This is a genomic window from Pseudomonas sp. 8(2025), from assembly GCF_052665325.1.
Window position 1 is genome coordinate 1 of the sequence record NZ_JBQOIE010000026.1, and the last position, 19,265, is coordinate 19,265.

Genomic DNA, 19,265 nt, shown 5'->3' on the forward strand with positions numbered 1-19,265 from the left:
GGGTGGAGGCGGCGGAGGCGGCAGCGGGATGATGGTCGGCACCTTCGGCGCTTCCCGGCGCACCCCGGCCATGTCATTGGCCCACTGCCACAGCAGCCAGGCCGCCACGGCACCCAGCAGCAGCCCCGCGCCCCACTTGAGCAGGCGCAGGGCGCGCGGCTTGTTCTGTACCGGCGGCAGCTCGAACGGTTGATGTGCGCTCATGGCTCAGCCCTGGCTCGGTTTGCCGGTGACCAGGCCGACCTGGGACAACTCCAGGCGGCGCAGCAGGTCGAGGACTTCGATGACCTTCTGGTACTGCACCGTGGCATCGCCACGGACGATGATCGGGAAGTCCGGGTTCTGCGCCTTCTCGATGCGCAGGCGCTCTTCCAGCTCGCCCAGGGTCACCGGGTAGGCGTCGAGGAACACCTGGCCGCCATCGTTCACCGAAATGGCCTTGGTCTTGGCCTCGGACAGCGACACCGAGGCGCTGGCCTTGGGCAAGTGGATCTGGATGCCCGAGACCTGGGCGGTGGCGGTGAGGATGAACATCACCAGCACCACCATCAGCACGTCCACCAGGGGCGTGATGTTGATGCTGTCGACGGCGGCATCGTCTTCGTCGTCATGGGAGGCATTCACGGAAGCCATGGCAGTTCTCCTCAGGCCGGAACCGACGCGTTACTGTGGCTGACCCGCCAGTGGGCGTTCTCGCTGTGCTGGCTCTCGCCATGCAGCTCCGCCAGCCGGGTGATGAACTCGTCGACGAACACCCGCATATCGGCGCCGACTTCCTTGTTGCGGGTGATCAGGCGGTTGTAGCCAAACAGCGCCGGGATCGCGACGAACAGGCCCATGGCGGTGGCCAGCAGGGCCGCGGCCATGCCCGGGGCGATGGCGTTGATGTTGACGTCACCGGCCATGGCGGTGCCGAGGAACACCACCATGATCCCCAGCACCGTGCCCAACAGGCCGATGTAGGGGCCGCCGGCAATGGCGTTGGACAGGGTCGAGAGCTTGGAACTCAGCTGCTGGTTTTCCCGGGTGCGCACGCCATCCATGGAGCAGCGGATGGCCTCGATGGTGGCCGCCGACACCGACGAGGTATCGGCGCCCTGCTCGCGCCGGGTGCGAATTTCTTTCACCGCCACCAGGTACAGGCGCCACAGCGAGGAATGCTCCAGGCGGCTGGCCAGCACCTGGTCGTCGGCAAACATCTCCAGGCGGGTGCCGACCTTGGCGAACTGCTCGCGAAACAGCGCATTGGCAGCGCTGACCCGGCCGACCATGCGGTTCTTGCGCAGCATGATCACCCAGGACTGGATCATCATCCCCACCAGCACCAGGATGATCACCCAGGCATCCACCGGCACCGCCTTGAGCAGGAAACCCAGGCTGCCGAAACCAAAACCCGACTGTTCTTCATCGACGCCATAGGCCACCAGCTTCGACTCCGCGCCCTGGGCGCTGGCATCGGCCAGGATCAGCGCCGCCGGACGTGCCACCTTGGACAGGCGCAGCTCGTCCAGGGCCCCGGTGAAGGGCTGGAAGTGACTGGCCTCGGCCCCGGCGGCCGCTGGCAAGTCGGCGCCGATGGCCAACGGTGAATTGAAGGTGGGAATAGCCTGGGCCAGGCTCGCGGTCTCGCGGCCGTTGACGTACAGCGCCAGCCGGCTGCCCTCGCCGCTCAGGGCCAGGTGCTGCCACTGCCCCGGGTTCAGCGGCTGAGTGGAGGCAGCGCGCTGGCCGTCCACTTCGACGAAGGGCATGCCCTGGTTGATGCCGATCAGCAAGCTGCCGACACCTTCGCGACGAGCCAGCAGCAATTGTTCGCCGCTGGCCTGGTCCAGGCGCACCCAGGCGCTGAAGGTGAAGGCGCCGCCGGCGTTGTGCTGCAGCGACGGGCTGGCCGGCAGCAACAGCGGCTGACCGCTGAACTGCAAGGCCCGGCCGATCACCCCGTCAATCGCCGCGCCGGTGGCGTTCTGCGCGGTATTGCCGTAGGCGGTGGTGTCCTTGGCGGGGGTGCCGTTGCTGCCGTCGAAGTGGTAGATCGCGGTGTAGCTGGGGTCGAAGGTCAACTGGCCGTTGGCCGTGCTCGGGGCCTTCTGGTTGCCGTAGTACATCCAGATGTCCTGGCGCTGGCCGCCTTCGACCTTGGGCACATCGACCCATATCAGCGCCATGCCCATCAGCGGGTCGAAGCTTTCGATCTGGTGATTGAGCACGGTCTTGTCATCGGCGGCGACAAAGCGCAGGTCGGCGCCGTCTTCCTTGACCCCGTCGAAAGTGAAGTTGCCGGTGTGCAGGCGCACCAGCAGCGCGGTGCGGCCCAGGGCCTCGTTGATGGGCGCGCCTTGCGGGGTGGTGTCCACGCTGATCTGCTTGCGGTAATGCCAGTCGTCCTGCCACCAGGCATGGGCCGTGGCCGGGAGCACGAAGCCCAGGCAGATCAACAGGCTCAGGAATAAGCGTTGCATGTGAAGGGTCTCCGTAAAAAGTCAGAACGTCGCTTGCACGCTGAAGTGCAGGCGCGGGTCGTATTTCTGGGTGTTGGGGCCGTCCTTGAGCGGGTAGCCCCAGTCCAGGCTGCCGGACAGCCACTTGCTCAAACTGGCGCGGGTGCCCAGGCCGACACTGGCCAGGCTGTATTCGTCCTCCTGCTCGGGCAGCGGGTCGTGCAGCGACAGGTGCGCGCCTTCGGCAAAGGCATAGAAGCGCCACTCCTGCACGTAGCTGCCGAGGAACTTGGCCAAAGACGGCGTGCGCAGCTCCTGGGAAAACAGGTAGCCCTCGTCCCCGGTGCGCTCGGCGGCCAGGTAGCCGCGCACCGAGGTGGCGCCGCCGGCGGAATACTGCTCGTTGGACACCAGCGGCCCCGAGGCCAGCTGGAACGCCGCCTTGGACGCCGACTGCCAGTCGTTGGCGAAGGTGTAGGTGAAATTCAGGTCGCCCTTGAGCACCGAGAAGCTGGCGCTGGCCTCGTCGCGCTTGTAGTGAAACTCCTCGGCGTCGCTGCCGTAGCCGAAGAAGCGCCGGGTGCCGACGATCAGGTTCAGGCCCAGGCCCAGCTGGGCTTTCTCGCTGTAGCGGTAGCCGTTGTAGCCAAAGGTCATGGGGGCGTACTTCAGCGGAATCTGGTCGCTGCTGCGGCCAAAGCGCATCTCTTCCTCGAAGTCCTTGAAATCCACACCCACCGACAGCGAGTTGGCCCAGTTGCCCGCGGCGGGCAAGGTGTAGATCGCCGACACCCCGTAGGAATGGCCCTTGCCCAGCACATTGCTGCCGCCGATGGTGGCGATGTTGCTGTCGGACTGGTAACCGGAGAACTGCAGGGCCCAGCGATCGCTCAGCGGCGCGGTGTAGGAACCGGACCAGACCTTGGCGTTGTCGGTGTCCTGGGGCGCGGTGAAATAGGTCAGGGAAATGCTGTGGCCCAGTTGCCAGAGGTTGTCGTAGCCGACATTGACCACCGTGCGCAGCTTCTCGGTGTCGGCGCTGTAGTCGTTGTTCAGGCCGACACTGGCGTGCCAGGGGTTCTGGTCTTCCACTTGCAGGTCCACGTCCATGGTCCCCGGGCGCTGGCCTTCGCGCACCAGCGGCATGACCTGGCGCCCGGCGCCGCGGTTGAGCCCGGCCAGCTGGCTTTGTACCGTGGCAAAGTCCGGTACCTCGCCTTCTTTCAGCGCCGGCACCTGGTCGCGGATCTCCACCGGCGAATAATGCTTGGCCCCCACCACCCGCACCCGACCGACCTTGGTTTCACTGACCTGCAGATAAACGATACCGTCCTCGACCTTCTGCTCCGGCAGCTCGACGAACACCGACTGGTAGCCGCGCTCCTGATAGACCTTCTGCAGCGCATCCCGGGCGCCTTCGATATCGGCCAGGGCCTTCTGCGGGCCAAGGAAGGGATACACCGCCTCCTCGATGGCCCGGGCATCGAGCACCGTATTGCCACGCACGAAGTACTCATTGACGTCCACCAACCGCGCCGCGGCCGAGGCTTCGACCGGGGCCGGCTCGCCCTCCTCGGCCTGCACCGCCGGCACCAGCGCCGCCAGTGCCAACCAACCGCACAACGGCCACCAGCGCCCGCCACTGCCCGGTCGCCCTGATTTGCCCAGATGCTCCACACCGCCCCCTAAAAAACTGAAAATTGGCGCGCGTACGCGCATTGCCGTCGCCGTCTGCACAGCGTTTGGCCGCTTCAATTGCTGGTGATCGAGGTGTTTTCGTGGCGAGCCAGCCAGGTGTGCAACAGCGCGAAGTTCAACGAGAACTCGGGCATTTGCAGCAAGGCACCGCAGAACACTTCACCGATGATTTTCTGGATCAACTGCACCGCCCGCGGGTTGTTCAACAGCGTGGCGATGTCGCGACTCAGGACACTGAAGCTCCAGACCTTCTGGTTCAGATCGAGACCGACGAACCAACGGAACAACAGGTTGTAACTGAGCTGTTCATACAGCTGCTGCTCGCTGGGCACCGAATACAGCAACTGCAACAACAGAATGTGCATCACCGTGCGCGGCGCAATCAGCATCCCCGGCTCGGCATTGAGGCCCTGGAGCAGATCGCGGTGCTGATCCAGCAACTCATCGATCTGCGGACGCAGCAGCACCAGCGAATGCCCCGGCGGGATATAGCTGGCCACCTCCTTCAAGGCGCCCTGCCAATCATCCTGGGAGACGATCCAGACCCACGGCGCGCCGTAGCGATAGACCGACACCGGCTTCTTGCGCGCGGCCTCGACAATCTTCGACAGCCGTTGATCCAGCTCCTGCATGCCCACTTTCGAGTAGCGTTCCATAGTCCCCATAGCCTCACTCCCGGCGTCCCGCCTCGGCTTAAAAAAGTGGCCTGGCGGCCCCCTCAAGCGCGTTACATACCCAAGACGCGCGTGGCCATGTGCTACCGAACTTTTGTCATAAAAGCTTCATTCACGAGAGCAACGCGCGAACGTTGTAGGAGTCGGCTTGCCGGCGAAGACAGCCGCCAGGGCAGCGCTGGGCTGTCGTTATTCCGCGCACGACCAGGCCGCCCTCTTCGCCGGCAAGCCGGCTCCTACGAGAGGGAATTGTTGTACTGGGGAAAGCTTGAAAATGCGCCGCCCGGACGGGGGCTCTGTTTCATAAGCAAGACCGCACCATTGGACGTGCTACATGCCAAGGGTGCGGCACCTTTACTGGCCATGACTCAACTGCTGGAAAGCCTCTCCCGCGCAGAGCCGGGGAATGCTGACGACGCCAATCTGCAACAGATCTCCAACGTAGCGGCAATCGTGCTGCGTGACAGTTGCGCCCTGTTGGGTGTGATGGGCTGGCGGCTGCAAGCCTGATGCGTTGCGCTCCGTACTGCTGGGCGGCGCGGAGCGCTTCAAATGGAGGCGGTGATTTGTTTTTTAGGGGGAAAGAAGTCTTTTAAAAGTGGTTGAAAACGGCCAATAGCGGATGTTGGATCAAATCCGATCTTACAAATTGTGGACAGTTGCCTGCCTTACTCAGTCTGCCTTCTATTAAACCTGGTTTCGCGATGTGAAAAAGGCCATCACTGCCGCGAGTACCAGCAAGACAGAGCTTGCGAGAAATGTCATGCGATAACCGCTGCCGTCGAACAGCAGCCCACCGAGGGTAGAGCCCAGCGCAATGGATAGCTGAATGACTGCCACCATCAAGCCGCCACCGGCTTCAGCATCCTTGGGCAGCGCCTTGGCCAACCACGACCACCACCCCACAGGTGCCGCCGTCGCGATCAGGCCCCACAGCCCAAGCAGTACAAAAGCTGCCACGACTTTGCCGCCAAGGACAATCAAAGAAAGTGCAATCGCGGCCATCAAGAGTGGAATGCAGACCAGGACGCGGTACATTCCGGTTTTCAGGAAAGTGCCGATCAGAACGGTCCCGACAAAACCCGCCACGCCGATGACCAGCAGGACCATCGACAACAGGGATACATCTACACCTGTGACGGTTTCCAGGAACGGGCGCAGATAGGTGAACAATACAAACTGCCCCATGAAGAAAATGCCCACACTCAACATGCCGAAACTGACCAATGGGCTCTTAAACAACCGGAAGACATTGCCAGCGCCCGGTTTGCGCGGCGCCGGCGCCATGGCTGGCAGGCTGATCCACTGCCAGATCAACGCGATAATCGCTACCGGAATAAGGCAGAAAAAAGCACCCCGCCAACCGATGACACTCCCCAGATAGCTTCCCAGCGGAGCGGCCACTACGGTTGCCAAAGCATTGCCGCCGTTGAAGATTGCCAGAGCCTTGGTCACGCTATGGGCAGGTACCAGGCGCATGGCCATTGCCGCCGACATCGACCAGAATCCACCGATCACCACGCCGATCAGCGCACGACCAATCATGTACACCGTATAGTTCGGCGCCAGACCGACCACCAGCCCCGACACACACATAATCCCGGTCAGTACAAGCAACAGCGTCTTGCGGTCCATTGAACCCACTAGCCTGGAAATCGCAAGGCTTGTCAGCACCGCGAAGGCGCCGGAGATGGCGATCCCATACCCGGCCAGTCCTTCACTGATTTGCAGATCAGATGCAATCGGCGTGAGCAAACTGACAGGCATGAACTCCGAGGCAATCAACGCGAATACGCACAGTGTCATCGCAAAGATGCCACTCCAGTAAGCCGGCAGTTCACCAGTCCCCGGCGTGCCGAAGGCCTCACCTGCCGGGGTGTCGAATACTTGAGCCGTCATTCAAAAACCTCTCATCAAACAATTGCAGGCGTTTTAGCGTTTCTATCCAGATTTTTGGGCGTTACAAGATTGCCCACAATTTGAAGACTGTATGAGCTCTTGAAGGTCACCTTTTGCACAGTGACCTTGTCACTTTTGTAAAAATTGTTGGCGCCTTCCGGCGCGCTGACAGCGCTTTTCGAGTCAGTTGCTAAGGCAGCACCGCCTGCGACTGAAAGGACGCCCAGGGCCGCAATCCTGACGCCGCTGGCCTTTACGAATGCGCGCCGATCAAGCCCTGGAGAGTTCAAGGCTTCTGCAGCTTCGAGGAGGGTTACAGGTGTCTCGCTCATCATCAGTACTCCGTTCCAGATATGTGACAGAGCTTGACGGATTCGAAATATCTTGATTAGTAGGCGTAATCTTCATGTGGTTTTGAGAAAAACTCAGCAATGGCCAGTACTAAAGTCAACGATCTCCAAGCTTTTCTTGCGGTGGCGCGAGATCAAAGCTTTACGAAAGCCGCCGCTAAACTGGGCATTACTCCCTCTGCGCTGAGTCATACGATCCGGGCACTTGAACAAAGACTGGGGATACGACTGCTGGCCCGCACGACACGCAATGTGTCGCCCACAGAGGCGGGAGAAAGATTGATGCGCTCGATCGCTCCGCTTTTTGATCAGATTACCGCCGAGCTTGAAGCGCTGGGCGAGCTGCGGGACAAGCCCAGTGGCACGATTCGTATTTCCTGTACTGATGATCAGATTGAGTTGTGCATTCGGCCAATGCTTGCAAGCTTCCTGAAGAGCTACCCGGATATCACACTGGAGTTCTACGTCGACTATGGATTCACCAACGTGGTCGAGGAACGATTCGATGCTGGCATTCGCATGGGCGAATCGATCAGCAAAGACATGATCGCCGTTCGCATAGGCCCAGATTGGCGGTTGGCTGTGGTGGGCTCTCCAGAATATTTCGAACGCAACCCGGCACCAACAACCCCCCATGAGCTGACCGGGCATGACTGCGTGAATATCCGACACAGACCATCAGGGGCGATCTACGCATGGGAATTTGAAAGTAATGGCCAGGCTTTTACCGTCAAGGCAGATGGACAACTTGTTTTCAACAGCATCATGCACGTACTCAATGCCGCCGTTGATGGCGTTGGCTTGGCCTACGTACCAGAGGAATTGGTAGCACCCTATCTGGCTGACGGCCGGCTCAAAGAAGTCTTGGCCGACTGGTGCCCTGAGTTTCAGGGTTACCATTTGTATTACCCGAACAGGCGACAAGCGTCTCCCGCCTTTTCTGCATTGGTGGAGGCGCTGAAATATAGAAGCTGAGCCCTCTGCATTCGACGCGCGACAACGTCTGCTATGGATCGATTGCGGCCGATCGTGACAGGCAACAATCGGCCAGGAGCTGCCGCTCGTAAGCGGCAGTTTCCGCAGTCAGTCAACCGTCGATCAATCCTGCAGAGCTTGGACAGTCGCACTTCCCATACTCGCGAGAAAAATGCCGATATCCCGATTCGACCGCAGACAAACCACGAGGCAAGCTGATGGCGCTGTTGCTACAAGTTGCTGCATTTTTTCTCGCGCTGATTTTTTCGTCCGCCACATGAATCTAAAAAACTCCGGCAGGTTCGCCAGCAGCTCGGGGCAGTTCTCCGGCAAGTCGGGCCGAGACTGACCGCGTTGGAGCAGCGTTCTGCGCAGTACGCGCAAGAATCGAAGCGTCGCCGAACGATCAATCCATATCAAAAGATCGGCACGGGCCACCCGGTTGTCCCAAGTGGCTGAATGGCCACCTTCGAATATCCAGCGATCTCGAGCCTCTACATCGAGACAAAGCCGCGTCTTCTCGTCCGGGCTTCGTTCGATCCACCCTGGCTGCCAGTGGATAGTGTCGATATGAACGACCGGCAAGCCCGTGCGCTGACCAAGCTCACGCGCCAAAGTGCTTTTGCCTGATCCAGGTTGACCAACAATCATCACCCGTTGCATCGAAGCTCCTTCTCGCTATGCAAGCTGATTTTTTGGGGCGGCGATTTTACGTCAATGCTTACCTCGGTCAACAACAGGCGCTCATCACGACAGGCAACTTCTGACCGAAAGCGGTCAGCCCAAACGACAAAGCATCGACACAGGTGAGTCCAAACGGTTAGCCGCCAAGGGCCACAGATACTTAGGTCAGGCCCCGACCAAGGGATAGAGCATTGGCCCTCTCCGTCGATCTAGAAGCATCTCAACTGGCATTGTTCGAGCAGCGCCCGTTCACGCAGTCAAACGCCCTTTCAGCGAAAATCGCTGGCCTGGCCGTTGCTTTCGATAGCGCCATCTCCCCTACCCCAACTGCAAAAAAAACCGACCAATCCCCGCGCCTATCCGCTCTGAAAAATCCTCATCCAGAAACAGATACCCCATGCCATCCGAAAGCACGCCTTTGTACTCAGGCAGCGCTCTATCCAGATCGCCCCCATAAATGGATACCCTTCTGCGCCCTGCCTCCGCTGAAACAGGCGCCTGCAGCCAAGCGTCCACGCCATCCAGCTTCGAGGCCAGGTTCTCGTCATCGTCCACGTCGGCGTTCACCCCCACCCGTACCGCCCCGCACTCTGAAATCGGCTGAACAGCCTCATTCCGCTCGGAACCGGCTCGAACATAGCCCATGACAACCGCTTGCGAGCGTCCCTGGACGGCACGCAACTTTCGATAGTGGCCGACCTCGCCCGGCAAGTACGGTACAAAAACCGAAACCCAATAACTCCTGTCGATCAGGGCCTCTGAAAACCAATGTCCAGGAAAGGCCATCAGGTGTGTCAGCGGTACTCCATCAGGCGAACAGGGCCAAGCCAGCTCCGTGGGCAGGCAGGCCCCACCACCGGCATAGGCATCCTCTTTTGCAGGCGTTTCACCGGTAAATATCAGCTCGTCAAACATCCGTTTCTATCCACTCCATCACAGGTTGCCGCATTCGTTAACAGCCTCTGGCCAATACTTGGGTCAAGACTTCACGCCACGCACCGCACGTCCACAATCCACCATCAGTTCCTCCAGAAAGGGGCGCAACTGCGCCTCGCCCACCGCCAGCACCCGCTTGTACTCATCCTGCCCGTACCATTCCCAGACAGTTGTGGAAAACCCCATGTTTTCGGCTCCGAAATTTGTCCGGGCGAATATACCGATATCAACGTACTGGCGCGCATCCAGCACACTCGTCGCTTGTATCGCGCCGCAATCTCTGAAATCTTCTGCCCCCTTGCCCACGATGCCAATGCCCATGAACCCGCACTTCGCCCATCTTGTTTCCGACTACCAAGCCAGCATCCGCATGGCTGTCGAACTGATGCAACAATCCACCATTCCCCTCCCTGCCAGCAACGCCGATTGGGTGGGAACCGATATCCCGGATCAAGGAGAACTGGCTGGCGGTATTCGCTACTTCAAGCACGGCTATGGCTGCGCCGTTCACCTGCCAACGGCAACGGTGAGCTTTGACTTTGGCGAGCAGGGCGAAATCGACGGAATAACCCTATCGAGGCTGGCCGGCTTTGCCGAGAACAGGCTCGTGGAATACGGTTTTACGGATGAGGATGAACTAAAGCAGTGCTTCGACCAAGAAGTGGCAGCAGGCTCGCTGGTGTATTCGGGCTATATCCTTTATTACGTCGCAACCGTTAGATCCCAAGCGCGCACGCTCGAAGATAGCGACAGTCCCTCACCCCCCGAGCACCCCGGAAGCCCATCATGAAGTTCACCTCAGCCGGCCAAATCATCGACCCACAAACCGTCGGCTATCGCAGCCTGGGCTTCGGCGAGGCACTGACGATCCCGGTAACGCCCTATGAACTGCGCATCCACCACGGCGATCTGCCGCAACGCTTTCTTGACTGCGCGGACACCTTTGCCGCCGAATGCAAAACCGACGATATCGACCAGGGTTTTGTCGACATCCAGGAACTTGCAGAGCTGGGCTACCCAAGCTTCAGGACGCTGTTGAAGGACCATCCCGATCTGGCGGCGCGCCTGGTCCAGGACTACCTGTATTTCGAGTTGCTGTTTTCGCTGTTTCCGCATTCCAGCGGCCTTGAAGTCGTGATCAACAGCATCACCCGCGTCTGCTCAAAAGAAGGCGTCATCCTGCTGACGGGCCAGACCTACGCGGCCAGACACTCATGAGAAAGCCCTGGCGTCAGGACCGAGGCCTGGGATCAGGCCAATGACGGCAACCGACGATTCACTATCGAGCGCGGTCCGGACCTTCTCCCTGGCGGCTTGATGCGCGTTCAGGGCAATAGCGTATCAGCCGCAACACAGGCAACCGCTGATCAGCGGTTGATCGGGGTCGTTTTCAAGAAATGCGACTTTGACCTCCACACCGGGTCGCAGCGGCGTCACTTCACAACGCCAATTGGCAGTACCGGCCAGCCAACAACTGCTCTTGTCGTCGAACCGACCTTCGCGGTCCCAGGGAAACTTGACCTTGACCCTTTCGAAGCGCTGACCACGCGAGTTCGCCTGGTCTTCCAGGGCAATGACCAGCGCCGTCTGGGTGCCTGGCGCCAGAGGCTTCTCATGAGCCAAAGGCGGGCGATAGCAAAGGTCCAACGCAAGCGCGGTGAAACGGTTGCGATAACCCTGGCGCAGTTGAACCTGGTTGTCAGTGTTGACATTGGCGACGCTCTCACCCGCAACCTGTGATTGCTTGCCCTCATGAATGACCTGAGTCAGTAGCCAGAGGTCGCTGCCCTGGCCCGAGGTTTCCAGGACATGACCACTGAGCAGCCCGCTCTGCGTACCTTGCCCTTCAACCTGGCGCGACTCCCTGGCACGCAGGCTTGTCGGCGTGCCGTGACCGACCGGTAACAGGGTGGCGAGCCCATCGTGCCCGGGGGCAAAAGCCGTGGTCGGCCCGATCGGGGGGAATACTGCCTGCTGATCGCCAAAGACCAGTACGTGGCCTTGAGCGCTGTGCTGGAAGTAGAAGTGAATTCCCTCTTCCTCGCACAGACGCTGAATAAAATGCAGATCGGTTTCATCGTACTGGGTGCAGCAGTCACGCTCGGGGTAGCTCGCCCCGAGCTCAAAGCGGTAGGCATCCCCCAGAATCCCATGCTCCTCCAGGACCAGGGCGACGATAGCGGGCACCGAGAACTGCTGATAGATCCTCTTGTTGATACGGTGACGCAAGTAGGACAGGTGCGGCACCAGGGCCAGGTTGTAGTGCGTCAAGCCTTGAGCGTCCGGGCCTCGCGCAATGTGATAGATGCGCCCATGAATGCCATTGCCCCAAGTGTCGAATGCCAGAAAAGCCGGCACATCGAAGAGGCATTGCAGATCCAGATCCGGTCGCTCGCTCACACACTCCACATTGAAGAAATAGGGCTTGCTGATCGCCTCTTCTCCGGTGAACGCGCGCACCTTGAAGTCGTGCGCAAAACCGTCGATTGTCAGGCTGAACCGGGGTGCATTGGCTGGGCTTAACATCCACTGTTCTCTTATTGCATAACCTGTTGAATGGGCACGGTCGTGCAGCGCCTTGCGCAAAAGTTCATCTTGCACAAGACGCGTACATGTCTCCGAGTGCTTGAACAATGCGCTCACACACAATGAAGATGTGCATGAAGCAGCAAGCGAAGAGTCAACTCAGATCAGATACTGCTCTTCACCTTGGTCCAGACCCGAGTACGGATTCTTTCCAGTTTCAAAGGCAGCGGCTCAAGCGGAACCAATGTGGCGATGGTTTGCTTGTCTGGATAAATCCAGGGGTTATCGCGCAACTTCTGCTCGACAAACTCGGTGGCATCTTTATTGCCATTAGGATAAAGCGTGTGATTCGAGGTCTTGGCAATCACTTCCGGGCGCAACATATAGTTGATGAAGGCCAGCCCTTCCTTGGGGTGAGGGGCATCTTTCAACAGCACCAGGTTTTCCGACCAGACCAGCGCACCTTCACGAGGAAGGCTGTAGTTGATCCTGCGCCCGGTCTTGGCACTTTCATTGGCGGCCTGCGCAGCCAGGGCGCCATTGGCCCAGCCCACAACGACACAGATGTTGCCGCCCGCCAAGTCGGTGTCGATTCTGGAGGAGTCGAAATAAAGGATATAGGGGCGAATCTTCAACAGCAGCGCTTGAGCTTTCTGGTAATCATCCGGGTTCTTGCTATTGCTGGGCAGCCCGAGGTAATTCAAGGCAATCGAGATGATCTCGCTGGGAGAGTCGAGCATGGCCACACCACAAGACTGCAGCTTGCTGATGTTCTCTTCCTTGAAGATCAGGTCCCAACTGTTGACCGGGGCATTGTCGCCCAGGGCTGCCTTGACTTTATCAACGTCATAACCAATGCCGGTGGTGCCCCACAAGTAGGGCACGGCGTAGCGATTGCCAGGGTCATTGACCGCCAGTTGCGCCAGGATGGCGGGATCGACATGGGACAGGTTACTTAGTTGACCTGAATCAAGTGACTGCAGGACTCCGGCCTGGATCAGGCTGGGCAGTACATTGGAGGTCGCCACCACCACGTCATACCCCGTGCGCCCGGCCATGACCTTGCTCTGCATGATATCGGCGCTGTCGAAGGCATCCATGTGGATACGGGTGCCGGTGGCCTGTTCGAACTCCTTTGGAGTCTCCGGCGCGAGCAGCCCGAACCAGTTGTAGAGGTACATGGCAGGCTCTGCGGCACCCGCCGTTGTGCTTATTCCGGCATAGAGAAACGCAGCCGAAAAAATGGTTCGCAAACGTGACTTTCTCATGCAACATCCTTGTCCAGACGACGTGCCCTCATGGCGGTCGTAAACCCGTGCCAGCGAATATACCGGGCATCAGCCAATAGTAAATACCTACGATTACTTAGCTCCGGCCGACCATTCCCTAACCCTAAAGGGGTAGAAAATGCCACTCGATCTTCATAGCCTGGCCTGGCACCGTTCGATTGGAAAACTGATTCTGCAGTTGAATCGCCCAGAGTTCTGGAGCTCACTTATCCGCACACTCAATGAATATGTGCAGATTGATAACTGGGTGGTTTTGATCTTCAGCAATCAACAAGTGCAAGTTGTCAGCCTGCCCGAGGTGGCAGATGCAGAAGAAGTGGATGCGTTCATTCACCTCTATGTAAAAGGCCTGTATTTGCTGGACCCCTTCTATATCGCCAACCGGGAAAACCCGCAGAGCGGCTTCTTTCATCTACTGGATATAGCGCCGGAGTACTTTGTTGAAACCGAGTACTACCACAAGTACTTTGCACAATATATTTGCGTAGATGAAGTGCAATACAACATCCAGCTCGATGCTGACAGAACACTGTGCATTTCCATTGGCAGCAACGCCCATTTCAGCCAGGAACACATCACCATGCTGGACATCATCAAGCCGTGGGTCACGGCACTCATGCATCAACGCATGTGCTTCGAAGTCGATGTGGAAAAAAGCCTCAGCGAACCGCCGCAATGGCCGGAGACGATCACCCAGTTTGGTACCCAGATAACCACGCGGGAAAGTGATGTGCTCAGGCTGCTGCTCAGTGGCTTTTCCAACAAGGAAATCGCAGGAAAACTCTCCCTCTCCACAGAGACGATCAAAGTGCACCGCCGCAACATCTACGCCAAGTTGAACATCAAGTCACAGTCCGAACTCTTTGCACGCTTCTTCATGCCCAGGCAGGATGTGCTCTCATTAAGCTAGGCCCCGGGCCTGGAATGAACTCACGGGCCTGGCACGAACAGCGAGAGCACCAGCAGGCTCACGTACGTTCGACCGAGCGTTGCTCATTCGCCTGAACACCCACATGGAGCCGGTAGCCATTCGATGGATATCCAATTTCGCGGTAACGCAATGCCTGGCAACCCCGCCGCTGGCACCTGCGATGAATACAGCCTGAGCGCCATTTCCAGCCTGGATGAGCTGATCGACGCCTACCGCAAGATCGCTGGCGACCACCCGGGTTTCCAGCCCCTTCTCTCGCTGGATGATCTGCCCCAGGCCCGCTACACCTCCGGGCACGCCCGCAACAACCTGGGGCTGGACGATGCCTCGGAGCAGGAGATCGCCCTGCTACCTGCAGAATGCTTCGAACAGGGTGAATACCTGGGCTACCCCACCACCAAGGCCGAGTTCGCGATCTGCTTGCGCAACTTCACTGACCTGGTGGCAGGCAGCTCGTTCGAAGACGCTTGCGCCCACGGCCTGACCCTTGATGCGCCAGCCCTGCGCGAATGGGTGGACTATCAGCAAAACCCTGTATCACTGCTCGACCAACCCCTCTCGGCACTCCTGGTGCCCGTCGAGCAGTCCTGTCAGGCGCTCGCCGCTTTTCCCAACGGCTACTTCAGTTGCGACCTGAGCCCCGCGCAAAACTTTGCGGTGGCCCGCCATTTCGCCCAGGCCCACGGTTATGAATTGATAGGGGTTGGCGCGTCTTACCTCGGTTTCCTGCGTGCAGCGCCTGCTGACCTTTGCGTCGCCAGCGCGGTGGCGAGCGATTTTTGTGCGCTCTACAACACCCCCGAGGAGGACCGGCAAGCCGTGGTTTCAACGGTTGTCGAGGCTGTTCGCGGTCGCACCCATTTGTGGCTGCGCTACGTGGAATGACGCTCGGAGAAAAGACGATTGAGGTTGGCTGAGCAAGGATCTAGGCATGTCAGACATGTGCGGTATATGTGGTCGAAAACTGGGCCTCAAAGACGATTCGCTTTCGGTCGATTGTGGCGGTGACTGTTGGGGTTGCATTGGCCCCATTGAGGCTGATCTTGGAAATGCCGAATCGTCAGTCAAGGTGAAGGAAGAATTTGACACTGGTGTGCGCCCAGGCAGATCCGAGGCACGTTTCAAATCATAATTGACGCCGACGTGCGCTCAACGACCGCAAGCGCACAACCCTGGCATGCCCCCCTTTATGCCGGCTTGCCTTTATCAACCGGCAACGACGCAAACATCTCAGCGCGGCACACCTCAAGAATCTCATTCGCCAGGGCGGAATCATCCGGGCAGGCACGCGACAACATGATCGCACCCACCGCGCGGGACAGCAGGTCGATCATTTTCCGTCTGCCCTCCTCCGGAGCGGCATCCGGCCGGGTCGGGTATTTGTCCCCCAGGGTTTGCAGGGTGTGCTCGACCCCTTCGGCAAACGTCGCTTTCACATCATCCGATTGGCGCGCCGCATCGCCACACAACGCGGCCATGGTGCAACCGCTGCCACGTCCGTCGCGATGTTCCCTGGTCACATAGACGTCGATGAAGCCAGGCACATCCAGCGCCTGCACGCCTGCCAGCGACTTGGCAAGGCTGCAGGCCGAGGCCTCGGCCATGAGGTCGGCCTTCGAGCCGAAATGCTTGTAAAAGCCGCCGTGGGTGAAACCGGCCGCCGCCATGAGATCCGACACACCCACACCGTCGAAGCCGCGCTCACGGAACAACTCTGAGGCCGTTTCAACGATGTGCTCTCGATTGGCCTGCGCCTGGGCCTTGCTCACTCTCACGTGCAATACCTCATGTTCATTGGGAAATCATCGGCCCAATCATACATAGATGTCGATCATAATCAAAACCGTTGACAGTTTAGATTTCGATCATCATCCTAATTGCACACACCACCGACCTCCACCCACGGGCACGGAAGAGACACCAGATGACCGATCAGAATCTGTTCACCCCTTACACCCTTGGCGCCCTCGCGCTGGCGAACCGCATCGTCCTCGCGCCACTGACCCGCAACCGCGCGGGCGCAGGCTTTGTTCCCAGCGAATTCGCCGCCACCTATTACAGCCAACGCGCTAGCGCAGGCTTGCTGATCAGCGAAGCCACGCAGATTTCCCAACAGGGCCAGGGCTATCAGGACACCCCCGGGATCTACACCCAGGCGCAGATTGATGGCTGGCGCACGGTGACCGACGCGGTCCACGCCCAGGGCGCAAAGATCTTTGTGCAACTGTGGCATGTCGGCCGCGTGTCCCACGTTGATCTGCAAGAAAACGGCGCCGCCCCCGTGGCCCCTTCCGCGCTGCGTGCGGCCACCAAGGTGTTCGTCAACAACCGCTTTGAAGACGCCTGCGAGCCCCGCGCACTGGACATCAACGAACTGCCGGGGATCGTCGCCGATTTCCGCCAAGCCGCGGCAAACGCTATCGCTGCCGGATTCGATGGCGTGGAAATTCACGGCGCGAACGGCTATTTGCTGGATCAGTTCCTCAAGGACAGCGCCAACGTGCGCACCGATGCTTACGGCGGCTCGATTGAAAATCGTGCGCGTCTGTTGCTCGAAGTCACCGCTGCCGTGGTCAATGAAATCGGCGCGGATCGCACCGGGGTGCGCTTGTCGCCGGTGTCGCCGGCCAACGGCGTCTCCAGCAGCAATCCGCAGGCGCAATTCAATTACGTCGTCGATCAACTCGACGCCCTCGGCGTCGTTTACCTGCACATGGTCGAAGGCGCGACCGGTGGCCCACGTGACGTGGCGCCATTGGATTTCACCGCCCTGCGCCAGCGTTTCAAAAACACCTACATCGCCAACAACGGCTATGACCTGGAGCTGGCAACCTCACGGCTCGCCGAAGACCAGGCCGATCTGATCGCGTTCGGTCGCCCGTTCATCGGCAACCCGGATCTGGTGGAGCGTCTCAAGACCGGCGCCGCCTTGTCCGCATTCAATCCCGCCACCCTCTACGGCGGCGGCGCGGCAGGCTACATCGACTACCCGACGCTGGTTGATTCGAGCGCCAGCGCAAGCTGAGCAAGCAGAAACCGAGCTGTCCGTTTTCACCCATTTTGAAAGAGAGATGACCCCATGAACACTCGCCCTACCGTTCTCATCACTGGCGCCTCCACTGGCATCGGAGCCATCTACGCCGAGCGCTTCGCGCAACGTGGCCATGATCTGGTCCTGGTTGCCCGCGACCGGGCACGCCTGGACGCACTTGCAGCCCGACTGCGCGGCGAACACGGGGTCGCCGTCGAGGTGATGAAAGCGGATTTGACCCAACTCAGCGATCTGACAACCGTTGAAAGCCGCCTGCGCGACGACGCCCGTATCGGCATCCTCATCAATAACGCCGGCGCCGCGCTGTCCGGCAACTTCATCGAGCAAAGCACCGACAGCGTAGCGCAACTGGTTGCCCTCAACACCACGGCACTGGTGCGGCTGGCCAGTGCCATTGCCCCGCGCCTGGCCAAAGCCGGTGACGGCGCGATCATCAACATCGGTTCGGTGGTGGGCCTGGCGCCGGAGTTCGGCATGACGGTCTATGGTGCAACCAAGGCTTTCGTGCTGTTCCTGTCCCAGGGCCTGAGCCTGGAACTGTCGCCCCGGGGCGTGTACGTGCAGGCCGTGCTGCCGGCCGCCACCCGCACGGAAATCTGGGACCGCTCCGGCGTCGACATCAATACCCTGGACGAAATCATGGAAGTGGGCAATCTGGTGGATGCCGCACTGGTCGGTTTCGATCGGCGCGAACCGGTGACCATCCCGCCACTGCAACAGGCTGAACCCTGGGATGACCTGCAGAGCGCACGTCAGGGCCTGCTGGGGCACATCCGTCAATCCGAGGTTGCCCAGCGTTACCAGACCCAAGAGTGATCTTCAGGTAGCGAGCATTCGCGGCGGATTCGCGGCAGGCACTGCGACGAATCCGGTCCGCTGTTCGGAGTAGCAATGAATCCAACGCAGACAACCTTCCCCCCGGCTTTGCAGACGTCGTTCATCAACGCGGCGAACCAGTCGATCATGGTCAGGGGCATTCCCTTCGCCTATCGCGATACCGGTCCCGCGGGCGGCGTGCCCCTGGTGCTGTTTAACCACTGGGGCGCGGTGCTGGACAACTTCGACCCGGCAATCATCGATGGGCTGGCACAGACCCGGCGAGTCATCACCACCGACTATCGCGGCATCGGCGGCTCGGGTGGAACCGCCCCGCTGACGGTCGGCGACATGGCGCAAGACGCCATTGGGCTGATACAGGCCCTGGGGTTCAAGAGCGTCGATGTGCTGGGCTTTTCACTCGGCGGCTTCGTCGCTCAGGACATTGCCCTGCAAGCCCCCCAATTGGTGCACCGCTTGATTCTCACCGGCACCGGACCGGCCGGCGGCATCGGTATCGACAAGGTCGGCTCGGTGACCTGGCCCTTGATGCTCAAAGGCTTGCTGACCTTGCGCGATCCCAAGTACTACCTGTTCTTTACCTCGACGCCCCATGGTCGTCGAGCCGCCTCGGAATATCTGCAACGCCTGAAAGCTCGCAGCAAGCATCGCGACAAGGGCCCAACGCCCGGCGCCTTCCGGCGCCAGCTGCAAGCCATCACCGCGTGGGGCAGACAGGCGCCGCAGAACCTGGGCCACTTGCGGGCGCCGACGCTGATCGTCAATGGCGACAACGACATCATGGTGCCCAGCATCAACTCTCATGCCCTGGCCAAGCGGATCCCCAACGCACAGCTGGTGATGTATGAGGATGCCGGGCACGGCGGCATCTTCCAGTACCACGCGGACTTCGTGGCCAAGACCCGGGCGTTCCTTGACGACTGAGCCCCATGACAGCAACCCCACCCAAGCACCGCCCACACCTATTCCAACC

The 19,265-nt window shown here is 59.8% G+C and carries 21 protein-coding genes and 1 pseudogene; 9 read left to right on the plus strand and 13 right to left on the minus strand.

Going from position 1 to position 19,265, the window contains the following annotated elements; translation table 11 throughout:
• The 5 genes and pseudogenes from ACUXVH_RS29635 to ACUXVH_RS29655 form a co-directional block, all read right to left on the minus strand.
• Positions 1-204, minus strand: a pseudogene (locus ACUXVH_RS29635) (energy transducer TonB); the annotation flags it as partial.
• A gap of 3 nt (positions 205-207) precedes the next feature.
• Positions 208-633, minus strand: coding sequence for an ExbD/TolR family protein (locus ACUXVH_RS29640; RefSeq protein WP_011061113.1), 426 nt, complete (start codon positions 631-633; stop codon positions 208-210).
• A gap of 11 nt (positions 634-644) precedes the next feature.
• On the minus strand, positions 645-2,462 hold the full coding sequence (locus ACUXVH_RS29645) for a DUF2341 domain-containing protein (protein ID WP_065363954.1): 1,818 nt from the start codon (positions 2,460-2,462) through the stop codon (positions 645-647).
• Positions 2,463-2,483: 21 nt separating this feature from the next.
• Positions 2,484-4,118, minus strand: coding sequence for a ShlB/FhaC/HecB family hemolysin secretion/activation protein (locus tag ACUXVH_RS29650; RefSeq protein ID WP_370505756.1), 1,635 nt, complete (start codon positions 4,116-4,118; stop codon positions 2,484-2,486).
• A 74-nt stretch (positions 4,119-4,192) separates the two neighbouring features.
• The gene (locus ACUXVH_RS29655) at positions 4,193-4,795 is read right to left on the minus strand and encodes a transposase (RefSeq protein ID WP_011061110.1); all 603 of its coding nucleotides are present in this window, start codon (positions 4,793-4,795) and stop codon (positions 4,193-4,195) included.
• Positions 4,796-5,134: 339 nt separating this feature from the next.
• Here ACUXVH_RS29655 and ACUXVH_RS29660 point away from each other — a divergent pair, with 339 nt between their 5' ends.
• A complete protein-coding gene (locus tag ACUXVH_RS29660; RefSeq protein ID WP_370505755.1) occupies positions 5,135-5,323 on the plus strand; it encodes a short-chain dehydrogenase in 189 nt (62 codons plus the stop codon).
• 177 nt (positions 5,324-5,500) lie between these two features.
• On the opposite strand, the gene ACUXVH_RS29665 is transcribed toward ACUXVH_RS29660, so the two are convergent.
• Positions 5,501-6,712 (minus strand): MFS transporter, encoded by a 1,212-nt coding sequence (locus ACUXVH_RS29665; protein WP_065363952.1) that lies wholly within the window; start codon positions 6,710-6,712, stop codon positions 5,501-5,503.
• 14 nt (positions 6,713-6,726) lie between these two features.
• A complete protein-coding gene (locus ACUXVH_RS29670) occupies positions 6,727-7,044 on the minus strand; it encodes a hypothetical protein (protein WP_255313421.1) in 318 nt (105 codons plus the stop codon).
• Between the two features lie 99 nt (positions 7,045-7,143).
• On the opposite strand from ACUXVH_RS29670, the gene ACUXVH_RS29675 reads away from it, so the two are divergent.
• Positions 7,144-8,037, plus strand: a complete 894-nt coding sequence (locus ACUXVH_RS29675; RefSeq protein WP_065363950.1) for a LysR family transcriptional regulator — start codon at positions 7,144-7,146, stop codon at positions 8,035-8,037.
• A gap of 123 nt (positions 8,038-8,160) precedes the next feature.
• Here ACUXVH_RS29675 and ACUXVH_RS29680 read toward each other — a convergent pair whose 3' ends face one another.
• The 3 genes from ACUXVH_RS29680 to ACUXVH_RS29690 form a co-directional block, all read right to left on the minus strand.
• Positions 8,161-8,700, minus strand: coding sequence for an AAA family ATPase (locus ACUXVH_RS29680; RefSeq protein ID WP_065363949.1), 540 nt, complete (start codon positions 8,698-8,700; stop codon positions 8,161-8,163).
• A 339-nt stretch (positions 8,701-9,039) separates the two neighbouring features.
• Positions 9,040-9,636 carry a hypothetical protein gene (locus ACUXVH_RS29685; protein ID WP_065363948.1) on the minus strand — a complete coding sequence of 199 codons (597 nt, stop codon included), beginning with the start codon at positions 9,634-9,636 and terminating at the stop codon, positions 9,040-9,042.
• Positions 9,637-9,699: 63 nt separating this feature from the next.
• Entirely contained in the window at positions 9,700-9,978 is a 279-nt protein-coding gene (locus ACUXVH_RS29690) for a hypothetical protein (protein WP_065363947.1), read from the minus strand.
• Between ACUXVH_RS29690 and ACUXVH_RS29695 the strand changes: the two genes are divergently transcribed.
• A complete protein-coding gene (locus ACUXVH_RS29695; RefSeq protein WP_065363946.1) occupies positions 9,977-10,447 on the plus strand; it encodes a DUF6896 domain-containing protein in 471 nt (156 codons plus the stop codon). The two genes, ACUXVH_RS29690 and ACUXVH_RS29695, sit on opposite strands and share 2 nt — an antisense overlap.
• Positions 10,444-10,875: a hypothetical protein gene (locus ACUXVH_RS29700; protein ID WP_065363945.1), complete on the plus strand. Its 432-nt coding sequence runs from the start codon at positions 10,444-10,446 to the stop codon at positions 10,873-10,875. Before ACUXVH_RS29695 ends, ACUXVH_RS29700 begins: the two co-directional genes overlap by 4 nt.
• 123 nt (positions 10,876-10,998) lie before the next feature.
• Here the strand turns inward: ACUXVH_RS29700 and ACUXVH_RS29705 are convergent, their stop codons facing one another.
• Both ACUXVH_RS29705 and ACUXVH_RS29710 read right to left on the minus strand, forming a co-directional pair.
• On the minus strand, positions 10,999-12,183 hold the full coding sequence (locus ACUXVH_RS29705; protein WP_065363944.1) for a contractile injection system protein, VgrG/Pvc8 family: 1,185 nt from the start codon (positions 12,181-12,183) through the stop codon (positions 10,999-11,001).
• 164 nt (positions 12,184-12,347) lie between these two features.
• Positions 12,348-13,451 (minus strand): extracellular solute-binding protein, encoded by a 1,104-nt coding sequence (locus tag ACUXVH_RS29710; RefSeq protein WP_065363943.1) that lies wholly within the window; start codon positions 13,449-13,451, stop codon positions 12,348-12,350.
• Between the two features lie 139 nt (positions 13,452-13,590).
• On the opposite strand from ACUXVH_RS29710, the gene ACUXVH_RS29715 reads away from it, so the two are divergent.
• Positions 13,591-14,382, plus strand: a complete 792-nt coding sequence (locus tag ACUXVH_RS29715) for a response regulator transcription factor (protein ID WP_011061102.1) — start codon at positions 13,591-13,593, stop codon at positions 14,380-14,382.
• A gap of 123 nt (positions 14,383-14,505) precedes the next feature.
• The gene (locus ACUXVH_RS29720; protein ID WP_065363942.1) at positions 14,506-15,288 is read left to right on the plus strand and encodes a hypothetical protein; all 783 of its coding nucleotides are present in this window, start codon (positions 14,506-14,508) and stop codon (positions 15,286-15,288) included.
• A gap of 302 nt (positions 15,289-15,590) precedes the next feature.
• On the opposite strand, the gene ACUXVH_RS29725 is transcribed toward ACUXVH_RS29720, so the two are convergent.
• Positions 15,591-16,178 (minus strand): TetR/AcrR family transcriptional regulator, encoded by a 588-nt coding sequence (locus tag ACUXVH_RS29725; RefSeq protein ID WP_169891718.1) that lies wholly within the window; start codon positions 16,176-16,178, stop codon positions 15,591-15,593.
• Positions 16,179-16,327: 149 nt separating this feature from the next.
• Here ACUXVH_RS29725 and ACUXVH_RS29730 point away from each other — a divergent pair, with 149 nt between their 5' ends.
• The 3 genes from ACUXVH_RS29730 (at position 16,328) to ACUXVH_RS29740 (ending at position 19,216) form a co-directional block, all read left to right on the plus strand.
• Positions 16,328-17,428: an alkene reductase gene (locus tag ACUXVH_RS29730; protein ID WP_065363940.1), complete on the plus strand. Its 1,101-nt coding sequence runs from the start codon at positions 16,328-16,330 to the stop codon at positions 17,426-17,428.
• A gap of 54 nt (positions 17,429-17,482) precedes the next feature.
• Positions 17,483-18,271, plus strand: a complete 789-nt coding sequence (locus ACUXVH_RS29735) for an SDR family NAD(P)-dependent oxidoreductase (protein ID WP_065363939.1) — start codon at positions 17,483-17,485, stop codon at positions 18,269-18,271.
• A gap of 75 nt (positions 18,272-18,346) precedes the next feature.
• On the plus strand, positions 18,347-19,216 hold the full coding sequence (locus ACUXVH_RS29740; protein ID WP_065363938.1) for an alpha/beta fold hydrolase: 870 nt from the start codon (positions 18,347-18,349) through the stop codon (positions 19,214-19,216).
• The last annotated feature ends 49 nt before the right edge of the window (positions 19,217-19,265 follow it).

Coding starts and splice junctions, on each gene's coding strand:
- ACUXVH_RS29640 (WP_011061113.1), bottom strand. CDS start 633: ATGGCTTCCGTGAATGCCTCCCATGACGACGAAGACGATGCCGCCGTC.
- ACUXVH_RS29645 (WP_065363954.1), bottom strand. CDS start 2,462: ATGCAACGCTTATTCCTGAGCCTGTTGATCTGCCTGGGCTTCGTGCTC.
- ACUXVH_RS29655 (WP_011061110.1), bottom strand. CDS start 4,795: ATGGAACGCTACTCGAAAGTGGGCATGCAGGAGCTGGATCAACGGCTG.
- ACUXVH_RS29665 (WP_065363952.1), bottom strand. CDS start 6,712: ATGACGGCTCAAGTATTCGACACCCCGGCAGGTGAGGCCTTCGGCACG.
- ACUXVH_RS29670 (WP_255313421.1), bottom strand. CDS start 7,044: ATGAGCGAGACACCTGTAACCCTCCTCGAAGCTGCAGAAGCCTTGAAC.
- ACUXVH_RS29675 (WP_065363950.1), top strand. CDS start 7,144: ATGGCCAGTACTAAAGTCAACGATCTCCAAGCTTTTCTTGCGGTGGCG.
- ACUXVH_RS29680 (WP_065363949.1), bottom strand. CDS start 8,700: ATGCAACGGGTGATGATTGTTGGTCAACCTGGATCAGGCAAAAGCACT.
- ACUXVH_RS29685 (WP_065363948.1), bottom strand. CDS start 9,636: ATGTTTGACGAGCTGATATTTACCGGTGAAACGCCTGCAAAAGAGGAT.
- ACUXVH_RS29695 (WP_065363946.1), top strand. CDS start 9,977: ATGAACCCGCACTTCGCCCATCTTGTTTCCGACTACCAAGCCAGCATC.
- ACUXVH_RS29690 (WP_065363947.1), bottom strand. CDS start 9,978: ATGGGCATTGGCATCGTGGGCAAGGGGGCAGAAGATTTCAGAGATTGC.
- ACUXVH_RS29700 (WP_065363945.1), top strand. CDS start 10,444: ATGAAGTTCACCTCAGCCGGCCAAATCATCGACCCACAAACCGTCGGC.
- ACUXVH_RS29705 (WP_065363944.1), bottom strand. CDS start 12,183: ATGTTAAGCCCAGCCAATGCACCCCGGTTCAGCCTGACAATCGACGGT.
- ACUXVH_RS29710 (WP_065363943.1), bottom strand. CDS start 13,451: ATGAGAAAGTCACGTTTGCGAACCATTTTTTCGGCTGCGTTTCTCTAT.
- ACUXVH_RS29715 (WP_011061102.1), top strand. CDS start 13,591: ATGCCACTCGATCTTCATAGCCTGGCCTGGCACCGTTCGATTGGAAAA.
- ACUXVH_RS29720 (WP_065363942.1), top strand. CDS start 14,506: ATGGATATCCAATTTCGCGGTAACGCAATGCCTGGCAACCCCGCCGCT.
- ACUXVH_RS29730 (WP_065363940.1), top strand. CDS start 16,328: ATGACCGATCAGAATCTGTTCACCCCTTACACCCTTGGCGCCCTCGCG.
- ACUXVH_RS29735 (WP_065363939.1), top strand. CDS start 17,483: ATGAACACTCGCCCTACCGTTCTCATCACTGGCGCCTCCACTGGCATC.
- ACUXVH_RS29740 (WP_065363938.1), top strand. CDS start 18,347: ATGAATCCAACGCAGACAACCTTCCCCCCGGCTTTGCAGACGTCGTTC.